Origin of the sequence: Starkeya sp. ORNL1 (assembly GCF_012971745.1) — a bacterium.
Lineage (GTDB): Bacteria > Pseudomonadota > Alphaproteobacteria > Rhizobiales > Xanthobacteraceae > Ancylobacter.
Genome location: NZ_CP048834.1, coordinates 3957840 through 3977737, shown reverse-complemented (window position 1 = coordinate 3977737; position 19898 = coordinate 3957840). Strand labels below are relative to the sequence as shown.

Annotated in this window: 19 protein-coding genes; 6 read left to right on the top strand and 13 right to left on the bottom strand. The window is 66.6% G+C overall.

The window, feature by feature from the left end:
• The first annotated feature begins 70 nt into the window (after positions 1-70).
• Positions 71-2557: a type II secretion system secretin GspD gene (gene gspD, locus G3545_RS18915; protein ID WP_170014810.1), complete on the top strand. Its 2487-nt coding sequence runs from the start codon at positions 71-73 to the stop codon at positions 2555-2557.
• A gap of 144 nt (positions 2558-2701) precedes the next feature.
• Here gspD and G3545_RS18910 read toward each other — a convergent pair whose 3' ends face one another.
• The 9 genes from G3545_RS18910 to G3545_RS18870 form a co-directional block, all read right to left on the bottom strand.
• Positions 2702-2989 (bottom strand): hypothetical protein, encoded by a 288-nt coding sequence (locus G3545_RS18910; RefSeq protein ID WP_170014809.1) that lies wholly within the window; start codon positions 2987-2989, stop codon positions 2702-2704.
• Between the two features lie 13 nt (positions 2990-3002).
• Positions 3003-3818, bottom strand: coding sequence for a hypothetical protein (locus G3545_RS18905; protein WP_170014808.1), 816 nt, complete (start codon positions 3816-3818; stop codon positions 3003-3005).
• Between the two features lie 81 nt (positions 3819-3899).
• Complete coding sequence (locus tag G3545_RS18900) at positions 3900-4778, bottom strand: EAL domain-containing protein (protein ID WP_170014807.1); 879 nt, start codon at positions 4776-4778, stop codon at positions 3900-3902.
• A 337-nt stretch (positions 4779-5115) separates the two neighbouring features.
• The gene (locus G3545_RS18895) at positions 5116-5850 is read right to left on the bottom strand and encodes a glutamine amidotransferase (protein ID WP_170014806.1); all 735 of its coding nucleotides are present in this window, start codon (positions 5848-5850) and stop codon (positions 5116-5118) included.
• Positions 5851-5989: 139 nt separating this feature from the next.
• Complete coding sequence (locus G3545_RS18890) at positions 5990-6463, bottom strand: TerB family tellurite resistance protein (RefSeq protein WP_170014805.1); 474 nt, start codon at positions 6461-6463, stop codon at positions 5990-5992.
• 334 nt (positions 6464-6797) lie between these two features.
• Positions 6798-7523 carry a GntR family transcriptional regulator gene (locus G3545_RS18885; protein ID WP_206151278.1) on the bottom strand — a complete coding sequence of 242 codons (726 nt, stop codon included), beginning with the start codon at positions 7521-7523 and terminating at the stop codon, positions 6798-6800.
• Between the two features lie 323 nt (positions 7524-7846).
• Positions 7847-9355, bottom strand: coding sequence for a tripartite tricarboxylate transporter permease (locus G3545_RS18880; protein WP_170014803.1), 1509 nt, complete (start codon positions 9353-9355; stop codon positions 7847-7849).
• 60 nt (positions 9356-9415) lie between these two features.
• The gene (locus G3545_RS18875; RefSeq protein ID WP_170014802.1) at positions 9416-9916 is read right to left on the bottom strand and encodes a tripartite tricarboxylate transporter TctB family protein; all 501 of its coding nucleotides are present in this window, start codon (positions 9914-9916) and stop codon (positions 9416-9418) included.
• 205 nt (positions 9917-10121) lie between these two features.
• A complete protein-coding gene (locus G3545_RS18870) occupies positions 10122-11132 on the bottom strand; it encodes a tripartite tricarboxylate transporter substrate-binding protein (RefSeq protein WP_170014801.1) in 1011 nt (336 codons plus the stop codon).
• Between the two features lie 738 nt (positions 11133-11870).
• On the opposite strand from G3545_RS18870, the gene zwf reads away from it, so the two are divergent.
• From zwf to edd, 3 genes are all read left to right on the top strand, one after another.
• On the top strand, positions 11871-13352 hold the full coding sequence (gene zwf, locus G3545_RS18865) for a glucose-6-phosphate dehydrogenase (protein WP_170014800.1): 1482 nt from the start codon (positions 11871-11873) through the stop codon (positions 13350-13352).
• Between the two features lie 150 nt (positions 13353-13502).
• On the top strand, positions 13503-14201 hold the full coding sequence (gene pgl, locus G3545_RS18860; protein ID WP_170014799.1) for a 6-phosphogluconolactonase: 699 nt from the start codon (positions 13503-13505) through the stop codon (positions 14199-14201).
• A gap of 72 nt (positions 14202-14273) precedes the next feature.
• Positions 14274-16118, top strand: coding sequence for a phosphogluconate dehydratase (edd, locus tag G3545_RS18855; protein ID WP_170014798.1), 1845 nt, complete (start codon positions 14274-14276; stop codon positions 16116-16118).
• Positions 16119-16245: 127 nt separating this feature from the next.
• Here edd and arfB read toward each other — a convergent pair whose 3' ends face one another.
• From arfB to G3545_RS18840, 3 genes are read right to left on the bottom strand one after another with little or no spacing between them, the layout of a single operon-like run.
• The gene (arfB, locus tag G3545_RS18850) at positions 16246-16686 is read right to left on the bottom strand and encodes an alternative ribosome rescue aminoacyl-tRNA hydrolase ArfB (protein WP_170014797.1); all 441 of its coding nucleotides are present in this window, start codon (positions 16684-16686) and stop codon (positions 16246-16248) included.
• Positions 16687-16701: 15 nt separating this feature from the next.
• On the bottom strand, positions 16702-17196 hold the full coding sequence (locus G3545_RS18845) for a cyclic nucleotide-binding domain-containing protein (RefSeq protein ID WP_170014796.1): 495 nt from the start codon (positions 17194-17196) through the stop codon (positions 16702-16704).
• Between the two features lie 57 nt (positions 17197-17253).
• Entirely contained in the window at positions 17254-17940 is a 687-nt protein-coding gene (locus tag G3545_RS18840; protein ID WP_170014795.1) for a response regulator transcription factor, read from the bottom strand.
• A gap of 256 nt (positions 17941-18196) precedes the next feature.
• Here G3545_RS18840 and G3545_RS18835 point away from each other — a divergent pair, with 256 nt between their 5' ends.
• The gene (locus G3545_RS18835) at positions 18197-18640 is read left to right on the top strand and encodes a L,D-transpeptidase family protein (protein ID WP_170014794.1); all 444 of its coding nucleotides are present in this window, start codon (positions 18197-18199) and stop codon (positions 18638-18640) included.
• A 115-nt stretch (positions 18641-18755) separates the two neighbouring features.
• Here the strand turns inward: G3545_RS18835 and G3545_RS18830 are convergent, their stop codons facing one another.
• A complete protein-coding gene (locus tag G3545_RS18830) occupies positions 18756-19418 on the bottom strand; it encodes a YggS family pyridoxal phosphate-dependent enzyme (RefSeq protein WP_170014793.1) in 663 nt (220 codons plus the stop codon).
• Positions 19419-19457: 39 nt separating this feature from the next.
• Between G3545_RS18830 and G3545_RS18825 the strand changes: the two genes are divergently transcribed.
• Entirely contained in the window at positions 19458-19874 is a 417-nt protein-coding gene (locus G3545_RS18825) for a VOC family protein (RefSeq protein WP_170014792.1), read from the top strand.
• Positions 19875-19898: the final 24 nt, after the last annotated feature.

The following is a 19898-nucleotide window of genomic DNA, read 5'->3' as shown; positions in this document are numbered from 1 at the left end:
GAAGCGATGCGGGCGAGGAAACGCTCCGTCGCGCGGATGACGGTAGACCAGGGGCGATTCGGCACGACCGATGGGTTCAGTAAGTACGTCGTCAAACGGGCATGCCAATGCGGAAGGCAGCGCCCGGCGCCTCGCCGCGTGCGTGCGCGCAGCGTTGCTCGGTGCCTTCGCAGCATTCGCGCTCGGCGGATGTGGCGCGCTTACCAATGCGTGCAACGATCGCGGCGTCCCGACGCAATGGACGGAGTGCGGTAACTGGAAGGCGGACGACGAGCCGCGTTTGTGGACCGGCGAGGCCGAGCGCAAGGGTCCGGTGATCAATACCACCCGCGTCAATGCCGAGAGCGCGCCGCTGGCCGAGATCACCGGCTATGTCGGCACGCTGCGCATCGAGATTAAGCCCGATGCTGCGCAGACCGCCAACGACGTCGCCGAGATCGCCGCTGCCGGCAATCCGAACTTCGATGCCGAAGGCGTGGTCTCGATCAATTTCGACAACGCCACCATACCCGACGTGCTGAAACAGATGCTGGGCGGCGTGCTGGGCGTCACCTATGTCGCGCCGGACCCGATGCCGGGCACCATCACCTTCCACACCGAGAAGCCGATCCCGCGCGCCCAGGTGCTCGCGGTGCTGCGCGACCTGCTCGGCCGCAACGGGCTGGTGGTCCGTTATTTCAGCGGCGTCTACCAGGTCGGCAGCGCGGATGCGATGGCGGCCATCGAGACCAATTCCCGGAGCGGGCGCGCCGGCGAGGTGGTGACCCGCGTCGTCAAGCTGCCGCGCGGCGGCGCCAACACCATGGCGACCCTGCTCACCCAGATCTCGCCGCCCGGCGTCACCATCCTGCCGACCGCGGCCCAGGACGCCATCGTCATCCGCGCACCGGCGTCCGACGCCGCGCAGGTCCAGGACCTGATGAACACGCTCACCTCGCGCGGCATCACCGAGGACCGCGTCGCCATCGTCCCGCTGCGCCAGAGCGAGCCGATGCAGATCGCGACGCAGGTGATGGCGGTCTATTCGGCGCAGATGCCGGCCGGAGCTGTCACCGTCATTCCGCTGATGACGCAACGCGCGCTGCTCGTCAGCACCCGGGATCCCGGCTTGCTGAACGGGCTGCGCAAGCTGGTCGCCGAGATGGATTATTCGGTGGCGGACACCCCCTCGCTGCGCATCATCGCCTTGCAGCACCTGAAGGCCGAGGAGATCGCGGTTCAGCTCAGCAACATCTTCGGCGCCGTCTCGGTGTCGCAGACCGTGGTGAAGCAGACCGACCGCGGACTGGTGATCCGTGACCGCCAGACCGCGCAAGGCGGCAGCGACGGCAGCCCGCCGCCGCCCTTGAACAATGGCTTCGGCAATTTCAACAATAATAACCGCCCGCTCGCCCCCGACATCGACGAGGACGGCGGAGGGCTGAACGTGCCGGGCATGATGCTGCCACAGGGTGGCTTCAATGGTGGCGGCTTCGGCGGCGGTGGTGTTGGCGGCGGCCCGGTCGTGGCGGGCGGCGGCGGCGGTGGTGGGGCAGGCGGGAGCGATGGCGACACCACGCGCATCGTCGCCGATCCGCGCAGCAACTCGCTGATGGTCTATTCCACCTACACCTTGTTCAAGCGCATCCAGGACGTGGTGCGCACGCTCGACGTCCCGCAGGCCCAGGTGGTGATCGAGGCCACCGTGGTCGAGGTGCTGCTCAATGACGAGCTGCAGCGCGGCGTGCAATGGTATCTGGAGGGCGCCGGCTTCGTCGCCCGTTCCTCGGTCGACCCCGAGCCCGGCGATCCCGGCCGCTCAGGCGCCACCGTGGTCATTGGCGGCAGTATCGGCGACGTCAATGTCGACGTCGTGCTGACGGCGCTGCAGGAAGTCACCAAGGTCAAGGTCATCTCCTCGCCCTATCTCACCGTGGTCGACGGCAAGTCGGCCCGCCTGGTCGTCGGCGACCAGATCCCCTACAAGACCAGCGAGCAGACCTCGAGCACCACCGGCGGCACCACCATCACGGAGAGCGTCGAGATCAAGGATACCGGCATCATCCTGGAGGTGACGCCGAAGATCAACGCCAACAACTCCGTGGACCTGAAGGTCAAGCAATCCGTCACCACGCCCTCGCAATCGGTGAAGGAAGGCAACCAGCAGCCGATCATCGCCACCCGCGACATCCAGTCCGACATATTGGTGCAGTCGGGGCGCACCGTGCTGCTCGGCGGCATGATCCAGGATCGGCTCGACACCAGCGAGCAGGGCGTGCCGGGCATACGCAGCTGGCCGCTGATCGGCGACCTGTTCAAATCGCAGCTCAACAAGATGCAACGCGTCGAATTGCTGGTGATGATCACGCCGCGCGTGGTGCGCCACAGCACGCAGATCGAGGAGATCACCCGCCAGCTGCGCATCGACACCCAGACCGGCTATGGCCGCCAGCCGGCGATCCCGAAGGCGGTGGTGGTGCAACCGGCGTTCCCGCCGCCCGTCTACCCGGCGCCAGTCGCCGCGCCGCCGCCGGTCTATTATCCCCCGGCGACACCGCCGAAGGTGACGAAGCCCTGAGGGGAGTGGTGGCGCATTGCTTGAGCATCCTTCGAGGCCCGGCCTTGCCGGGCACCTCAGGATAAGGTCGTACTAAGATGGAACCTCATCGTGAGGTGCTCGCGCAGCGAGCCTCGAAGGATGTTGAAGCAGGACAACCCGTCGTCACACCGGCCCGGACTGCCCGGTGCCCTTGTAGACGCTGCTGTCGCCGATATCGTTGACGGGATCATACGCCGAGGACTGCTGAGTCTTCTCCAGTGTGGTGATGCCCTGCTGGTTGAGATAGTCGGCGAACGCCTTGGCATCCTTTTCGCCGTTATTCTGCGATTGCTTGACGTCGGTCCGCTCGGTCTGCTCGCGGGAATTCAGCGGCAGCGGATCCTGCTGGCCGGTCACCGTCTGGTGCTGCGGCAGCGGGGTCGAACTGGTCTTCTGGATGGTGTCGGCCATGGCGTCCTCGGGACTAAAGAGAGGGAACGGATAACGGGATCATCAGGCGCCGCCGCTCGCGCGCCTCGATGGCGAGGACCACCGCCAGCCCGAACAGCGGGACGACGACGGCCATAAAGCCGCCGAGCCAGGCGGCGAGCCGCTCGGCGAGACCGGAGCGGCCGGCGATAGAGGCAGTCGCGCCGCCGCCCGCTCCACTCTGACTGCGGACCTCCGCCCCGATGCCACCAGCGAGAAGCTGCGCCAGGCCGGCACGGAACGATTCCGGCTCCAGTCCGCGCGCGGCGAGCGTGCGGAAGGCCGATGACCAGCCGGCGCCGTCAGGGCTCCGCAATGCCGCCGGTATCGACAATTCGGTGATGACGAGCCGACGCTCGCGCAATGCCGCGATCACGGTGCCGTACCAGCGCGGATCGAACACATAGAGCCGCACCGGACGGCGCGGGTCGACGCCGCGCACCGCGGCAGCCAGCGCGCCGGGCACCGTGTCCGGCCGGATATTCATGTCGCCGGACCCGGCACTGATAATGATGCCGTCGGCGAACAGGTCGATCGCCTCAGTGTCCGGCATGCCTCGGGCGCGCAGATGTTCCACCATGGCGCCGGCGCCGAGCGGCGCGCGCTCGACGACGTCGAATGCGGTTTCCGCTTCGATCGGCGCCGCGGGGAGGGCAGGGCCTTCCTCGGGCGGTTCCGCACCGATGGCCAACAGCGCGAGCAGCAGGAGCAGGCACACGGCGAACAAATTGGCGGAGACATCCGCGAGGATGGTGAGCTCCGGCTTCCATTCCGGCGTCGGTGCTGTCCAGGTCCGTGTCGCCGCCCGCATCGCCGTCCGCCTCCTGCGAACCGTGCAATATTAGCGCGGGCAGTCCGGCAATCCGGTCACGTACGGCACAGCCGGCGAGGTTCAGGCCGCCATCACCCCGGCGGCGAAGTGCGGCACCGCGGGCGCCGGCATCGGCCGGCCGAGCAGATAGCCTTGCGCGAAATCGCAGCCTTCCTCGCGCAGGAAGGCGAGCTGCGCCGGCCGCTCGACACCTTCCGCCACCGTCTTCATGCCGAGCCGATGGGCGAGGCCGATCAGGCCGGCGACGAGGGCGGCGTCCTCCGGATCATCCTCGACCCGCGCGATAAAGCTCGGATCGATCTTGATGCGGTCGGCATTGAGTCGCCGCAGCTGGGTGAGCGAGGCGAAGCCGGTGCCGAAATCGTCGAGCGCGATCTTGACGCCGAGCCCGGCGAGCCGGCGGATCTCGCCCGGCAGCTGGTCGTCCGGGTCGGAGAAATCGATCCCGCGTCCAAGCTCGACGGTGATGCGGCGCGGATCGAGCCCGACGGCACCGAGCCGCACTGCCAGGCTCGTCGCAAAGCCGCCGTCGCGCAGCTCCTGATAGGAGACATTGAGCGCCACTTCGCGCAGCGGCGCGCCAAGGCGGTCGAAACTGCACATGTCATCGCACACCCGCGACACGATGCGCTGGCCGATGGCGACCGCGAGGCGCGGCTGCGTAAAGGCGCCGGCGAAAGCTGCCGGCTCGACGAGGCCGAATTCGGCATGCTGCCAGCGCGCCAGCGCCTCGAAGCCGGCAATGTCGCCGGAGGCGAGATCCAGCATCGGCTGGTAGAAGGGCAGGATGCGGTTTTCGGCGAGCGCGGCCTCCACCTCAAGAGCGAGAGCGTCCGCTTCGGTAGGCAGACCGTCGCGCACCTCACCTTCGCGCACGGCGCGAGCCGGCGAAGCGGTAACCGCCTCGGCCACCATCCGGTATTGAGCGAGCGCCGTCATTGCCTGTCCCCACTTCAGCCCGCGGCGCCGGCGGTTTGTCCCGCCTGGTCTGCGCACGGTCGTGTATGGCCCCACCGCCAATGCTCATCCTCGCGGAGCGGGATTGAAACAACGCTAGCGCGACCAGCGGGATTCGATGCAAAAGCAATGTAAATGCCGTGGGATCGGGGTCGGATCGCCAAGCTCGACGGACAATGCTCTCCCGATAGTTGTCATCCCGGACGGCCGAAGGCCGATCCGGGATCGTAAGAAGGTGTTGTGCATCGTCGTCTTACGATCCCGGCTCTACGCCCTGCGGGCTCCGGCCGGGATGACGTGTGAGGAAGCCGCTAGCTGCTTAGGCGGCGAAGCGTCCGGCGAGGCTGCCGGCGACCCAGTGATCGATGAAGGCATCGAGCCAGCGCCGGACGCGGGCGTCATATTGCAGCCGGTCGAAGAAGTGTGCGCTGCGCGGCCGCGCATTCGGCAGATTGAGTCGCTCGCCGCCCTTCACGGTCCAGCGGCACATCATCTGGTGCGTGACTTCCGGATGGAATTGGATGCCATAGGCGCATGGCCCGTAGCGGAATGCCTGGTTGGGAAAGGTGCGCCCCTGCGCCAGCAATTCGGCACCATGGGCCAGCGCGAAACCTTCGCGGTGCCAGTGATAGACATGGTCCGGCCAGACCTCGGCACCATCCGCACTGGCGCCGAACAGGCCGGTGCCAGCCTCGGTGGCCCGGATCGGGTAATAGCCGATCTCGACCAGACCTTCGGGATGCGGCGCCACGGGGGCGCCGAGGTGGCGCGCCAGCATCTGCGCGCCGAGGCAGATGCCGAGATACGGTTTGCCCTCCCTGAGCGGCACGCCGATCCAGTCGATCTCCGCCCGTACATAGTCGTGGCAGTCATTGGCGCTCTGCGGCCCGCCGAAGATGACGGCGCCGACATGCTCGTCCAGCGTTTCCGGCAGCGGCTCGCCGAGGCAGGGGCGGCGTATGTCGAGGCGGAAGCCGAGAGCGGTAAGGCGATGCCCGACCCGGCCGGGCGAGGAATGCTCCTGGTGGAGCACGATCAGGACCGAAGGCGCCATGTCTGCCGAACGTCGTCCGTAACCGGGCGCCGGCCGATTCCGCGCCGCAACATGGTTAAACTACATGGATTCGCCGTGGCTTCAAGCACACGAAAGCATCATGGCGCTAAGACCATCGCAGGTATGCGGCCGCGACGGCTCAGGCGCCGTCGTCCTCATCCTCGAAGGCGTCGCGTACGCTCTTGCGGATCTGCACGCGGTCGCGGGAGGAGACGTTGAGCAGCTCGGCGGCGCGCCAGACGAGGTTATCCTCGAACTCGGTCAGCCCGCCATCGGCATAGGCGACCTCGAACATCATCTCCACCACACGCTTGCGCCCTTCCTCGTCCAGTGCGCGGTTGAGCACGCTGGTGAAGGCGTAGAGATCCACTGCCTCGGCGTCGCGGGCGATGGCGGCGTCGAGCAGCGCGTTGGCGTCATGCACGCCGAGATCGAAGCGATGCTCCAGCACGCGCAGCACCTTGTCCCGCTCGGCGTCGCCGAACTCGCCATCGATGGTGACGACATGGACCAGCAGGGCGGCGGCGGCGAGACGATAATCATTCTCGGCGAATGCAGCATCCCGATGCCCGCCGGCGATCTCGGCGATGAAATCGGTCAGGGTGCGCAGCATGCCGGCCTGGCTCCTCGGCGGAGGCGTTGGGCGACGACGAGAGCATGTCCCGCAAAAGTTGCACGACTTTTGCGATCAGAACATGCTCCAGCATCATCAATCTGGAGAAAAACACCCGGCCGCGGGCGGTCACCTCGCGCACGAGTATTCGCCGTCAGGTAGCCGAAAGGCGGCGCCGGCGCAATGATCCGCATCGATTCCCGGCCGCGCCACGCAGTCGCTACCGTGGCCCGGCGAAAAGACCGTGCGAAAAAAGAACCCGGCGGGTCCGAGGCGCCCGCCGGGGGAGAGGTCGATGCGGGATCGTCGATCCCGTTTCAGGCAGCAGTGGCCCTCATTCCAGGTAATTGGCATTGCGCGCCACATGCTCGGCGAGACCGAGCGCGTGATTGCGCACCAGCAGTTCGGCGCGCTCGGTGTCGCGTGCCTCCAGCGCCTGGATGATGGCGAGATGGTCCTCGATCGAGCGCTCGACCCGGTCGTTCTCGCCGATCGTCTTGCGGCGGATCATGCGCATATGGGTGAACAGGTTCTCGGCGAGGTTCACGAGGATGCCGTTGCCGCCCATGGCGATGATCGCCTGGTGGAACTCGATATTGATCTCGGAGTATTCGTCGAGCTTGGCGTGCAGCCGGCCATCCTCGAAGGTGGTGAACATCTCGCGCAGCCGGCCGATCTCGGCGTCGGACGATTGCTGGGTGATGAGCCGCGCGGCCAGGCTTTCCAGCGCCGCCCAGACCTGGATCATCTCGATCACTTCGCGCTTGGTCTTGCGCACCACATAGATGCCGCGGCGCGGCACCGAATGGACGAAGCCCTCGCGCTCGAGCTGGGCCATCGCCTCGCGTACCGGCGTGCGGCTGACGCCGAGACTCTGCGCGAGCTGGCGCTCGTCGAGCCGCACCTCGTGCGGCTGGTCGTAGATATTGAGCGAGACGATGACTTCCTTAAGCGCGCTGTAGGCGCGGTTCTTGAAGGTCGAGGTATCCTCGAGCGGTGCTACCGAGAGCTTGGAAGCTCCGGTACTGACACGGCGGAAAGGGGTTTCAAAGCTCATCATCCGGCCCTCATCCGCGCGCGGCGAGACCAGACGGATACGTCGGTCGCAGTGTTGATCATTGGCGTTGCCTCCCGAACCCGGACATTACTTTCGACGGAGCCGCGCCGGCCGGCCGCTTTTGTTGTTGTGCGGCTCAATCCCGGTGCTGGTTCCCGCGTGAGCGAGTGCCCGAGCTCCTCTCTCCGTTGGGAGGGGGATCGGGTGAGGGGCTGGCGCTCCTCACCGGGCCGCGGTGGACCTCGTGGTGCGAAGGTCCTTTTCGATCCGGAGGTCCGCCGCCATGAGGCGGCGGACCTCCGATGTCATCTCAGCTGTCGCGGCCCTCACGCGGGCTGGGCGACGCCGCGAAACTTGCTGAAGGCGCTCTGCAGCATCGGCCAGAACAGGGAGATCAGACCCAGGGCCATGATGGTGGAGACCAGCGGGTTCGACCAGAAGATGCTGATCGAGCCCTGGGACGCCAGCAGCGATTGACGGAAGGCTTCCTCGGCGCTGTCGCCGAGCACGATGGCCAGCACCAGCGGCGCCAGCGGATAGTTGGTCTTCTTCATGGCATACCCGACCACGCCGAACACCAGCATCATGATCACGTCGAAGACGTTGTTGTTCACCGTGTAGGCGCCGATCGCGCAGATCACCAGGATCACCGGGGCGATGATCGAGAAGGGGATGCGCAGGATGGCGGCGAACATCGGCACGGTGGTGAGCACCACGATAAGGCCGACGACGTTGCCGAGATACATGGAGGCGATCAGGCCCCACACGAACTCCTTCTGCTCGACGAAGAGCATCGGACCCGGCTGCAGGCCCCAGATCAGCAGGCCGCCGAGCAGCACCGCGGCGGTGGGCGAACCCGGGACGCCGAGGGCGAGCATGGGCAGCAGCGCCGAGGTGCCGGCGGCATGCGCGGCGGTCTCGGGGGCAACCACGCCCTCGATCTCGCCATTGCCGAAGTTCTTGCCGTTCTTCGACACGCGCTTGGCGATGCCATAGGCCATGAAGGAGGCCGGCGTCGCGCCGGCGGGCGTGATGCCCATCCAGCAGCCGATGATGCAGGAGCGGATCGACGTCGCCCAGTACTTCGGCAGCGTCGCCCAGGTGCGCAGCACCACCTTGGCGTCGATCTTCGCCGCCTTGCCGCGGAATTCGAGCCCTTCTTCCATGGTCAGCAGGATTTCGCCGATGCCGAACAGGCCGATGACCGCGATGAGGAAGTCGAAGCCGTTCAGCAATTCCTCGGAGCCGAAGGTGAGGCGGAGCTGGCCGGTCACCATGTCGAGGCCGACGGCGGCGAGCGCGAAGCCGATCATCATCGACACCACGGTCTTGGCCGGCGGTTCCTTGCTCATGCCGATGAAGGAGCAGAAGGCGAGGAAATACACCGCGAACTTCTCGGCCGGGCCGAACTGCAGCGCGAACGCGGCAACCAGCGGAGCGACCAGCGTGATCATGACGATGGCGACGAAGGCGCCGACGAAGGAGGAGGTGAAGGCCGCCGTAAGCGCCTCGCCTGCCTGGCCGTTGCGCGCCATCGGGTGGCCGTCGAACGTCGTGGCCACCGACCAGGGCTCACCAGGGATGTTGAAGAGCACCGACGTGATGGCACCGCCGAACAGCGCGCCCCAATAGATGCACGACAACAGGATGATCGCCGAGGTCGGCGACATCGAGAAGGTCAGCGGCAGCAGGATGGCGACGCCATTGGCGCCCCCCAGGCCCGGCAGCACGCCGATGATGACGCCGAGCAGGATGCCCACCACCATCAGCAGGATGTTGAACGGATCGCCGGCTATGTAGAAGCCGTGCCAAAGATTGACGAAATTGTCGAGCATGAGCGCTTCCCCTTGGGTGCGGCGGCAAGGCCCGCACCCGCATGCTGGATTATGTTGGCGTCACAGCCCGAGCAGGGCTTCGACCGGACCCTTCGGAAGCGGGATGAGGAACCACTTCTCGAAGACGAAATAGAAGGCGGCGGGTACGCCGAAGGCGATGGCGGCAGTGAGGGGCCAGCTATACTTGCCGAGCCACTTCATGAAGACCGCGATCAACAGGAACGACGGGATGTAGATGCCGAGCGGCTCGACCAGGAAGCAGTAGATCGTGGTCGGGACGAGCACCTTCAGCACCTGGCGGAGCTGGCTATACTCCGAGGCGATGGCGTCGGGATTCTCGCGCAGCCCGCTGACCAGGTTGATCACGCTGCCGCCGACGATGAAGAGACCGACATAGAAGGGGAAGAAGCCGGCCTCCGGGCCGTCAGAGCCCCAGCCGATGCCGACCTTGAGACTTCCATAGATGACGATAAGGCCGAACAGCAGGGTCAGCAGGGCGACCCCGATCTCGGCGGAACGCTGCTTGACCCCTGCCTGCGCACCGTGGGGAGCTTCTTGCATCACGATCTCTCCGAAAAATTGGCGCAAGGGTCCGGCCGCCGGGGAGAACCCCGCGGGAGGCACGCTCGCGCAAGCTCATATCTGCTCGGTCCCGGCGCTCTTTACTGTTGGCGCCGCTGCGGGCTGGACCTGGAGCCCGGAACCCGCGCCGGGCAGAGCCGGCGCGGGTCGCTTGGTCTTGAGTGTGCGGGCCGTCAGGCGCGCGTCAGTTCCCGGCGGCGATGAAGCCGGCTTCCTGCATCAGGCCCTTGTGGGTCTTCTCGGCGGCTTCCACCCAGGTGGTGAATTCCGGACCGGACATGAAAGTCTGGTTGAAGGCGCCGTCCTTCATGAGCTGGGCCCATTCCGGGGTGGCGCGGACCTTCTTGAACAGCTCGACGAAGTAAGCGACCTGGTCGGCGCTGACGCCCGGGGGCATGAAGATGCCGCGCAGCATCAGGTATTCGACGTCGACGCCGGCCGACTTGCAGGTCGGAACCGAGGACCATGACAAGTCGCCGAGGATCTTGTCGGTGTAGGGCAGGGTCTTGTTGTCGAACACGCAGAGCGGACGGACCTTGTCGCCGCGCCACTGGGAGACCGCCTCGATCGGGTTGTTCACCGAGGAGTCGATGTGACCGCCGACCAGCTGCACCGCGACCTCGCCACCGCCCTTATAGGGGATGTAGGTCATCTTCTTGCCGATCGCCTTCTCGAGCGCGACCGTGATGATCTGGTCTTCCTGCTTGGAGCCGGTGCCGCCCATCTTGAACTGCCCGTCCGGCGCGGCCTTGATGGCGGCGACGTATTCCTGGGCGGTCTTGTAGGGCTTCTCGGCGTTCACCCACAGGATGAACTCGTCCAGCGCCAGCATCGCGACCGGGGTCAGATCCTTCCAGTTGAAGGGAATGCCGGTGGCGAGCGGGGTGGTGAACAGGTTCGAGAGGGTGATGACGATCTTGTGCGGGTTGCCCTTCGAATTCTTGACGTCGAGGAAGCCTTCACCGCCGGCGCCGCCCGACTTGTTGATGACGACGAGCTGGGTCGGCATCAGGGAATGTTTGGCGATGATGCCCTGGAGCGTGCGGGCCATCTGGTCGGCGCCGCCGCCGGTACCGGCGGGCACGATGAACTCGACCGGCTTGGTCGGTTCCCAGGCAGCCGCGGGCGCAAGCGTCATGGCCGAAAGGCCGAGCGCAGCCACCGCGCCGAGGCCAAAGGCGTGCAGATGTTTCATTTAGCGTTTCCTTCCCAAAGGGGTTTTTTCCACCAGCTTTCGTAAGAGCCGGCATGTTTATGTTTGGTCCGCCGGGCAGCCGCAAAAATAGCTACGGGAGGCGTTCAAATGACCGAGGGCGGCGTGGTCGGCTGCATCGGTTATTATGTGGAATAAGTTGTACCAAGTTTCCGTTGCTGCCAAGCCTTAATTCTAAAGTGGAATTGTGCGTCGCAAGGTAACTTAATATAGGAAAATACTGTATTTGGTATTTGGCATGCCAAGTCTGGTATACGTTATAATAAATCCGGTAATGCCGCATGCCTTATTAACTAAACCATTGGCATTCATCAGTTTTTGAGAATCGCTCCGGCATTCCCGGTCAGGTGCGGCGGATAGCCCCGACGTAACCGGTTCCGGCTGGGCGGCATCATACGCCGGAAGGCCCGGCCGCCGCCGGTGGCGCGATCCGGTCGGGTGAGGGGGGTAATGTCGGCCGAAGTGCCCGCCTGGGCGGCTTTCCGAGCAATTCTTCCGCGGTGCAGCACGAAATATTTTTCTCTAGGGCAGGTGCCAAGCTCCTCTGAGGCTTCTTTCCGTCACCCCGCGCCGGGCGCATGGCCGCCTTGCCCGGCGGCCCCATGCCCGCTGTCGCAGTGCGGAATCCTTTTTGCTACTACTCTGACAGCCAGCCCGAGACGGCACCGCGAAGGCCCGGCAGCTCTTGCCCGTCGCGGCGCCATTGAAGAGAGGTTTCGCATGACCAGCCGCGTGATCCCCGTGGCCCCCTTCATCCTCACCGTGTTCGGCGCAACCGGGGACCTGTCCCGACGCAAGCTGATCCCGGCCTTGTTCCACCGCGACCTCGCCGGGCAGATCCCGGATGATGCCGCCATTGTCGGCTGCTCGCGCCGGCCGCTGAGCGACGAGGAGTTCCGCGCCTTCGCCCGCCAGGCGCTGGTCGACCACGTCCCGGCCGCCGAGCTGACCGGGCCGGAGCTCGACCGCTTCCTCGGCCGGCTTTCCTATGTGCCGGTCGATGTCGAAGGCGAGAATGGCTGGCTGGAGCTGGCCGACCGCGTCAGCAAGCAGATCGAAGGGCGCATCTCCGTCTATTATCTCGCCACCGCTCCGCATCTTTTCGGGCCGATCTGCGAGAAGCTGGGCAAATACGGTCTCTCCGAGAACGGCGCGCGCGTCGTCATCGAGAAGCCGATCGGCAAGGACCTTGCCTCCGCTTTGGCGCTCAACCAGCAGGTCGGACGCATCTTCCCGGAAGAGCGCGTCTACCGCATCGACCACTATCTCGGTAAGGAGACGGTGCAGAACCTGATGGCGCTGCGCTTCGCCAATGCGCTGTTCGAGCCGCTCTGGAACAACGCCCATATCGACCATGTGCAGATCACCGTCGCCGAGGCGCTCGGCGTCGAGGAACGCGCCGGCTATTACGACACCGCCGGCGCCATGCGCGACATGGTGCAGAACCATATCCTCCAGCTGCTCTGCCTCGTTGCTATGGAGCCGCCCTCCTCGCTCGATGCCGATGCGGTGCGCGACGAGAAGCTTAAAGTTCTGCGCGCGCTCAAGCCCATCAACGAGCACAACGTCGCCAAAGTCACCGTGCGCGGCCAGTACCGCGCCGGCGCGTCGGCCGGAGGCGCGGTGCCGGGTTATCTCGACGAGCTCGGCTCCTCGCGCAGCGAGACCGAGACCTTCGTGGCGGTGAAGGCGAAGGTGGAGAATTGGCGCTGGGCGGGCGTGCCGTTCTATCTGCGCACCGGCAAGCGCCTCGCCTCCCGCGTCTCGGAGATCGTGGTCAATTTCCGCCCGGTGCCCCACTCGGTGTTCGACGAGAGTGTCGGCGCGATCGATCCCAACCGCCTCGTCATCCGCCTGCAACCGGACGAGGGCGTGAAGCTGTGGCTGATGATCAAGGATCCCGGCCCGGGCGGCATCCGCCTCACCCATGTGCCGCTCGACATGAGCTTCGCCAAGGCATTCAAGGTGCGCAACCCGGATGCCTATGAGCGCCTGATCCTCGACGTGGTGCGCGGCAACCAGACGCTGTTCATGCGTCGCGACGAGGTCGAGGCGGCATGGCGCTGGGTCGACCCGATCCTGGAAGCGTGGCGCAATGTGAAGGAGCCGCCGCGCCCCTACACCGCCGGCACCTGGGGCCCGTCCGCCTCAATCGCCCTGATCGAGCGCGACGGGCGGACCTGGCTTGAGGATGGCGCCTGATCGCCTGCGTGCTTCGAGGCCGGCCCACGGGCCGGCACCTCAGCATGAGGTGGGCTATTTGGTCATGGAGAACGACGTCATCCTGAGGTGCGAGCGAAGCGAGCCTCGAAGGATGCTGAAGCAGAGCAAGCTACTCGGAGAATTCCGTACGTGAGCCTACCCGCATTCCATGAATACCCCGACGGCGACGCGCTCGCCGCCGCACTGGCGGACTTCGTCGCCGCCGCGCTGACTGCCCGCATCGAAAAGGATGGCGCCGCATCGCTTGCCGTCTCCGGCGGGCGCACGCCGGTGCGCCTGTTCGAGACGCTGTCGCAGCGCCCGCTGCCCTGGTCGAAGATCGGCATCACGCTGGTGGACGAGCGCTGGGTGCGCGAGACCTCGGACCGCTCCAACGCACGCCTGGTCCGCCAGCATCTGCTGCGGGGCCTTGCCGCCGGTGCCCGCTTCGTGCCGCTCGCCAATGACGCGCCGACACCCGAGGAAGGCCTCTATGCCGTCGACGAGGCGCTGGAGGCGCTGAACTGGCCGCTCGCCTGCGCCATTCTCGGCATGGGCGATGACGGTCACACCGCCTCGCTGTTCCCGGGCGGCGACCGGCTCGGCGAGGCGCTCGATCCAAAGGGCGCGCTCGGCCTGATCCCGATGCGTGCACCCGACGCCGGCGAGCCGCGCCTCACGTTTTCGTTCCCGGTGTTGTCTTCGGCGGACGCACTTGCGCTGCATATAGAGGGTACCGACAAGCGCGCCGTGCTGGACAAGGCGCTGGGCGAAGGCCCGGCGATCGATATGCCGGTCCGCGCTTTCCTGCGCGCCGCGCGCCCGCCGGCCATCTTCTGGTGTCCGTGACCGGCTCGGATACGGATCGCTGCCCGTAAATTGCATGTCGCTATCAACTACCGCTTCACGAAGGAGGCTCCCATGGCCGATTCCACCATTCCGTCCAGCGTGAATGCCCGCCTCGGCGAGGTAACGGAACGGATCGTGAAGCGCTCGCACGATGCCCGCTCGCGCTATCTCGACCGCATCGCCGCCGCTGCCGAGAAAGGGCCGAGCCGGCAGAAGCTCGGCTGCGCCAACCAGGCGCACGGCTTCGCCGCCTGCGGGCCGGGCGACAAGACGATGCTGCGCGAAGGCGCCGGCGCCAACCTCGCCATCGTCACCGCCTATAACGACATGCTCTCTGCCCATCAGCCCTACGAGCACTATCCGGACCTGATCCGTGCGGCCGCGCGCGCCGCGGGCGGCGTTGCGCAAGTCGCCGGCGGCGTGCCCGCCATGTGCGATGGCGTCACCCAGGGCGAAGCCGGCATGGAGCTGTCGCTGTTCTCCCGCGACGTCATCGCGCTCGCCACCACGGTCGCGCTCTCGCACCAGACCTTCGATGCCGCGGTGTTCCTCGGCATCTGCGACAAGATCGTGCCGGGCCTCGTCATCGGCGCGCTGTCCTTTGGCCATCTGCCGGCGGTGTTCATCCCGGCCGGACCGATGACCTCGGGCCTGTCGAACGACGACAAGGCCAAGATCCGCCAGCTCTTCGCCGAGGGGAAGGTCGGGCGCGACGCGCTGCTCGAGGCGGAATCGCAGGCCTATCACGGGCCGGGCACCTGCACCTTCTACGGCACCGCCAACACCAACCAGATGATGATGGAGATCATGGGCCTGCATCTGCCCGGCGCCTCCTTCGTCAATCCCAACACGCCGCTACGCGACGCGCTGACTACCGCCGCCGCCGAGCGGGCGATGTCGATGACCGCGCTCGGCAATGACTATGTGCCGGTCGGCCGCATGCTGGACGAGAAGGCGTTCGTGAACGGCGTCGTCGGCCTGCACGCCACTGGCGGCTCGACCAATCACACACTGCACATCGTCGCCATGGCGGCCGCCGCCGGCATCAAGCTGACCTGGGACGATTTCTCCGACCTTGCCGACGTTACCCCGCTGCTTTGCCGCGTCTATCCGAACGGCAAGGCCGATGTGAACCATTTCCACGCCGCCGGCGGCATGGGCTACGTCATTCGCGAGCTGATCGCCGACGGCAAGCTGCATCGCGATGTCGAGACGGTGTGGGGCGGCGGTCTCGACGCCTATACCCAGGAGCCCGTCCTGAAGGCCGATGGCGGGCTCGGCTGGCGCGACGGCGCGCCGTCGAGCGGCGACGAGACGGTGCTGCGCGGCGCCAAGGCGCCGTTCCAGGCGACCGGCGGCCTGAAGCTGCTGTCCGGCGATCTCGGCCGCGCCGTGATCAAGACCTCCGCCATCGCCAGCGAGCGCCACATCATCGAGGCGCCGGCCCGCGTCTTCCATTCGCAGGAAGCGCTGCAGGCCGCCTTCAAGGCCGGCAATCTGACCGGCGATTTCGTCGCCGTGGTGCGCTACCAGGGCCCGAAGGCCAATGGCATGCCGGAGCTGCACAAGCTGATGCCGCCGCTCGGCGTGCTGCAGGACCGCGGCCACAAGGTGGCGCTGGTGACCGATGGCCGCCTCTCCGGCGCCTCCGGCAAGGTGCCCGCTGCGATCCATGTGACGCCGGAAGCCGCCGACGGCGGCGCCATCGCGCTGATCCGCGACGGCGATCTGGTTCGGGTCGACGCCGTGGCCGGCACGCTCACCGTGCTGGTCGACCCGACGACCTGGGCCGAGCGGGCGCCGGCCCCGGCGGACCTCTCCGCCTCGCATGTCGGCGTCGGGCGCGAATTGTTCGCCAGCTTCCGCGCCGCGGTGGGGACGGCGGACACCGGGGCGACCATCTTCGCGATGGCGTGATTTTCCCCAATGTCGTCATCCCGGACGGCCGACAGGCCGATCCGGGATCGCGCGCCGGAAAGGCGCACTCTCGTCACGCGATCCCGGCTCTACGCTTCGCTACGGCCGGGATGACGCCCATTGAACACTAATCGTCCCCACCGCCGCCCGGCTTGTCCTGGCGCATCGCCTTGACGCCGGAGCGACGCGCCTTGGATTCGAGGCGCCGCACCTTGGAGCCGAGTGTCGGGCGAGTCGGGCGGCGCGTCACCGGCACCACGGTCGCCGCCTTGATCAGCTCCACCAGCCGTTCCAGCGCATCCTCCCGATTGCGCTCCTGGGTGCGGAAGCGCTGGGCGATGATGATGATCACGCCGTCGCGGGTCATCCGCTTGCCGGCGAGCACCTTGAGCCGGGTCTTTACCCCCTCGGGCAGGTTCGGCGATCCCATGGCGTCGAAGCGCAGCTGCACCGCCGTCGACAGCTTGTTGACGTTCTGCCCGCCCGGACCCGACGAGCGCACGAAGTTCTCCTCGATCTCCGCTTCGTCAAGCGCGATGGAGGAGGTGATCCGGATGGGCTCGGGCATGGGTTGGGCGGCTGTTCAGTCGCGCGGCGCGCGCGGCGATCGCTCGATGCGCTCGATGCGCCGGCGCACGCCCTCGATGCCGTTCACCGTTTCCGCCACCCGCTCCTGCATCACCTGCGCGAGGCGCAGGGCGGCCTCGGGGTAGCTCTCCAGCGTACGGCGGAAGATGCTGCGGGGGATGCGCAGCACATTTGAAAGCTCGGTCGCGGTCGCCGTCGCCGGCCGCTTGGTCTCGGTCAGCAGCGCCATCTCGCCGAGCAGCGTGCCCGGCCCGACGGTGACGCTGGCGCTGCGCCGGCCGGCGCGCAGCGTGCGGTCGTGGGTCAGCGAGAAGGCACCGCTCACGATCAGATAGGCGGAATCCGCCGCCTGCCCTTCACGAAACAATATATCGCCGCCACGCACGATGCGGCTCTCGGCGCTGATCGCAATGATGCGCAACGCTTCCGCGCCGAGCAGCGTCAGCGTCGGAATGCCGTTCAGCAGGGCAATATCGTTCTCGATCGACATCAGGCGGACGCACTTCGCACCAGCGTAAGAGGCCGGCGAATCACTCCGCCAGCCAGATTAGGGTAGCAGCTTGTAGCCGCCGGCCTCGGTCGCGAGCAGATTGGGATGGGAGGGATCCTTCTCGATCTTCTGGCGCAGCCGATAGATATGGGTCTCCAGCGTATGCGTGGTGACGCCGGAATTATAGCCCCAGACCTCCTGCAGCAGGATCTCGCGCGCTACCGGTTTCTTGCCGGCACGATAGAGGTAGCGCAGGATCGCCGTCTCCTTCTCGGTGAGGCGGATCTTCGAGTTGCGCTCGGTCACCAGCATCTTGGCGCCGGGCCGGAAGGTGTATGGCCCGATGGTGAAGACCGCGTCCTCGCTCGCCTCGTGCGAGCGCATCTGGGCGCGGATGCGGGCGAGCAGCACGGCGAAGCGGAACGGCTTCACCACATAGTCGTTCGCGCCGGCCTCCAGCCCCATGATGGTGTCGCTGTCGGTGTCGTGGCCGGTGAGCATGATGACGGGGGCCTTGAAGCCTTTGCCGCGCATCACACGCACCGCTTCGCGGCCGTCCATGTCCGGCAGGCCGACATCCATCAGCACCAGATCGACACGGGCGGCATCGACTTCATCGAGCGCGGCACGAGCCGAATCGACAGCGACCGTCTCGAACTCATCTTGCAGCGTGAGTTGCTCGACGAGCGCCTCGCGCAGTTCGTTGTCGTCGTCCACCACCAGGATTCGTTGGGCGTTCGCCATCTGACTTTCCCGAAACGTGACTTAAACCGCCCCTTAGACAATATAGGATGCGTGCGCGGCTTTCCGCAGTAGGACAGGCGCGCCCCTTCGGGCAAGCGCCGAGGTTCGCTTGCGCCTGCGACCTCGGGCTCGTGACGTGATCGTGAACGCAAAACGCGCGAAGAAGAAGGCCCTTATACGACAATCCACGCCGTTGCGCGTGGTTCGGCGGCCCGGAGAGACCCATCGCGGCCTCGCGTTCTGGCGGGGGCGAGCGATGCCGGTGGCGCTCGGCCCTACCGGGATACGGCGCGCCAAGCGCGAGGGCGACGGTGCCACGCCGGCCGGCCTCTGGCACCTCGAGCGCCTGCTGTGGCGGACCGATCATGGCCGCCGCCCGGTGACCGGACTGCCGGCGCAGCGCATCCGGCCTGACGATGGCTGGTGCGACGATCCGGCGGACCGCTGCTACAACCGCCCGGTGCGCCTGCCTTATGCCGCCTCGCACGAGGAGATGTGGCGCGGCGACGGCCTCTACGACCTCGTCGTGGTGCTCGACCACAATAGCCGCCCGCGCAAGGCCAAGGGCGGCTCGGCGGTGTTCCTGCACCTGGCGCGGCCCGGCTTCAAGCCGACCGCCGGCTGCATCGCCTTCCGGCCCAGGGACCTGCGCCGCCTGTTGAAGGACATGAAGGCGGGAACACCGCTAAAGGTCGACTGATTCCTCTCCGTCATCCCGAGCGGCCGCGGGCCGATCCGGGATCGTGTGCGGAATCCGCGCGCACTCTCGTCGCGCGATCCCGGCTCTAAGGCCGGGATGACGCCTGCGGCAAGGATTAGCGCGCCCCGAAAATGGCGCTGCCGACGCGGACATAGGTGGCGCCGAGCGCGATTGCCTTCTCGTAGTCGCCGCTCATGCCCATGGAGAGCGCCTTCAGCCCGTTGCGCCGGGCGATGCCGGCGAGCAGGCCGAAATGCGGGGCCACCGGTTCATCCACCGGCGGGATACACATCAGCCCCTCGATGGCGAGCTTATGCTCGTCGCGGCAGCGCGCGATGAAGGCATCCGCCTCCTCGGGGATGACCCCGGCCTTCTGCGGCTCCTCGCCGGTGTTCACCTGGATCAGCAGGCGCGGCGGCCGGTCTTCCAGCCGGGCGATCTCCTTGGCCAGCGTCGCGGCGAGTGATTCGCGGTCCACCGTGTGGATCACGTCGAACAGCGCCAGCGCCTCGCGTGCCTTGTTGGTCTGCAGGGGACCGATCAGGTGCAGCTCGGTGTCGGGAAAGCGCGCCTTGAGCGCGGGCCACTTGCCCTTCGCCTCCTGCACGCGATTCTCGCCGAACAGGCGCTGCCCGGCCTCGATCACCGGCATGATGTGTTCCGCCTCGAACGTCTTCGACACCGCGACCAGCTGCACGCCTGCGGCATCGCGCCCCGCATCGCGGCACGCCCGGTGAATGGCGGTGCGCACCTCGGCGAGACGTTCCGCAACGTTCATGGCAGTCTCCTCGAAAACCGAAGCCGGGAGGGAAGGCCAATGCAGCTTCTTGTCAATATCGACGTGCCGGATTTCGAGGCGGCCCGGACCTTCTATCTCAACGCCTTTCCGCTCACCGAGGGCCGGCGTTTCGGCGAGGGCATGGTCGAGCTCGTCGGCACCTCCTGCGCGATCTATCTCCTGGTGAAGCCCGCCGGCTCGAAGGCGGTGCCGGGCGGCGGCGTCACCCGCTCCTATGAGCGACACTGGACACCGGTGCATCTCGACATCGTGGTGGAGGATATCGAGCCGGCGCTGGCGCGGGCGCTCGAGGCCGGCGCGATATTGGAGGCACCGCTGCGCGATGAGAACTGGGGCCGCATCGCCGGTCTCGCCGACCCGTTCGGCAATGGATTCTGTCTGATTGAATTCTCCGCTTTAGGTTATAATGCGATTGCCTTGGTCGGCGGCGAATGATGCGTCTTGTTTACCTTGGGACTG

Bases quoted from the DNA above. Each gene is read 5' to 3' on its own strand.
- gspD (WP_170014810.1), top strand. From the start codon at position 71: ATGGGTTCAGTAAGTACGTCGTCAAACGGGCATGCCAATGCGGAAGGC.
- G3545_RS18910 (WP_170014809.1), bottom strand. From the start codon at position 2,989: ATGGCCGACACCATCCAGAAGACCAGTTCGACCCCGCTGCCGCAGCAC.
- G3545_RS18905 (WP_170014808.1), bottom strand. From the start codon at position 3,818: ATGCGGGCGGCGACACGGACCTGGACAGCACCGACGCCGGAATGGAAG.
- G3545_RS18900 (WP_170014807.1), bottom strand. From the start codon at position 4,778: ATGACGGCGCTCGCTCAATACCGGATGGTGGCCGAGGCGGTTACCGCT.
- G3545_RS18895 (WP_170014806.1), bottom strand. From the start codon at position 5,850: ATGGCGCCTTCGGTCCTGATCGTGCTCCACCAGGAGCATTCCTCGCCC.
- G3545_RS18890 (WP_170014805.1), bottom strand. From the start codon at position 6,463: ATGCTGCGCACCCTGACCGATTTCATCGCCGAGATCGCCGGCGGGCAT.
- G3545_RS18885 (WP_206151278.1), bottom strand. From the start codon at position 7,523: ATGATGAGCTTTGAAACCCCTTTCCGCCGTGTCAGTACCGGAGCTTCC.
- G3545_RS18880 (WP_170014803.1), bottom strand. From the start codon at position 9,355: ATGCTCGACAATTTCGTCAATCTTTGGCACGGCTTCTACATAGCCGGC.
- G3545_RS18875 (WP_170014802.1), bottom strand. From the start codon at position 9,916: ATGCAAGAAGCTCCCCACGGTGCGCAGGCAGGGGTCAAGCAGCGTTCC.
- G3545_RS18870 (WP_170014801.1), bottom strand. From the start codon at position 11,132: ATGAAACATCTGCACGCCTTTGGCCTCGGCGCGGTGGCTGCGCTCGGC.
- zwf (WP_170014800.1), top strand. From the start codon at position 11,871: ATGACCAGCCGCGTGATCCCCGTGGCCCCCTTCATCCTCACCGTGTTC.
- edd (WP_170014798.1), top strand. From the start codon at position 14,274: ATGGCCGATTCCACCATTCCGTCCAGCGTGAATGCCCGCCTCGGCGAG.
- arfB (WP_170014797.1), bottom strand. From the start codon at position 16,686: ATGCCCGAGCCCATCCGGATCACCTCCTCCATCGCGCTTGACGAAGCG.
- G3545_RS18845 (WP_170014796.1), bottom strand. From the start codon at position 17,196: ATGTCGATCGAGAACGATATTGCCCTGCTGAACGGCATTCCGACGCTG.
- G3545_RS18840 (WP_170014795.1), bottom strand. From the start codon at position 17,940: ATGGCGAACGCCCAACGAATCCTGGTGGTGGACGACGACAACGAACTG.
- G3545_RS18835 (WP_170014794.1), top strand. From the start codon at position 18,197: ATGCCGGTGGCGCTCGGCCCTACCGGGATACGGCGCGCCAAGCGCGAG.
- G3545_RS18830 (WP_170014793.1), bottom strand. From the start codon at position 19,418: ATGAACGTTGCGGAACGTCTCGCCGAGGTGCGCACCGCCATTCACCGG.
- G3545_RS18825 (WP_170014792.1), top strand. From the start codon at position 19,458: ATGCAGCTTCTTGTCAATATCGACGTGCCGGATTTCGAGGCGGCCCGG.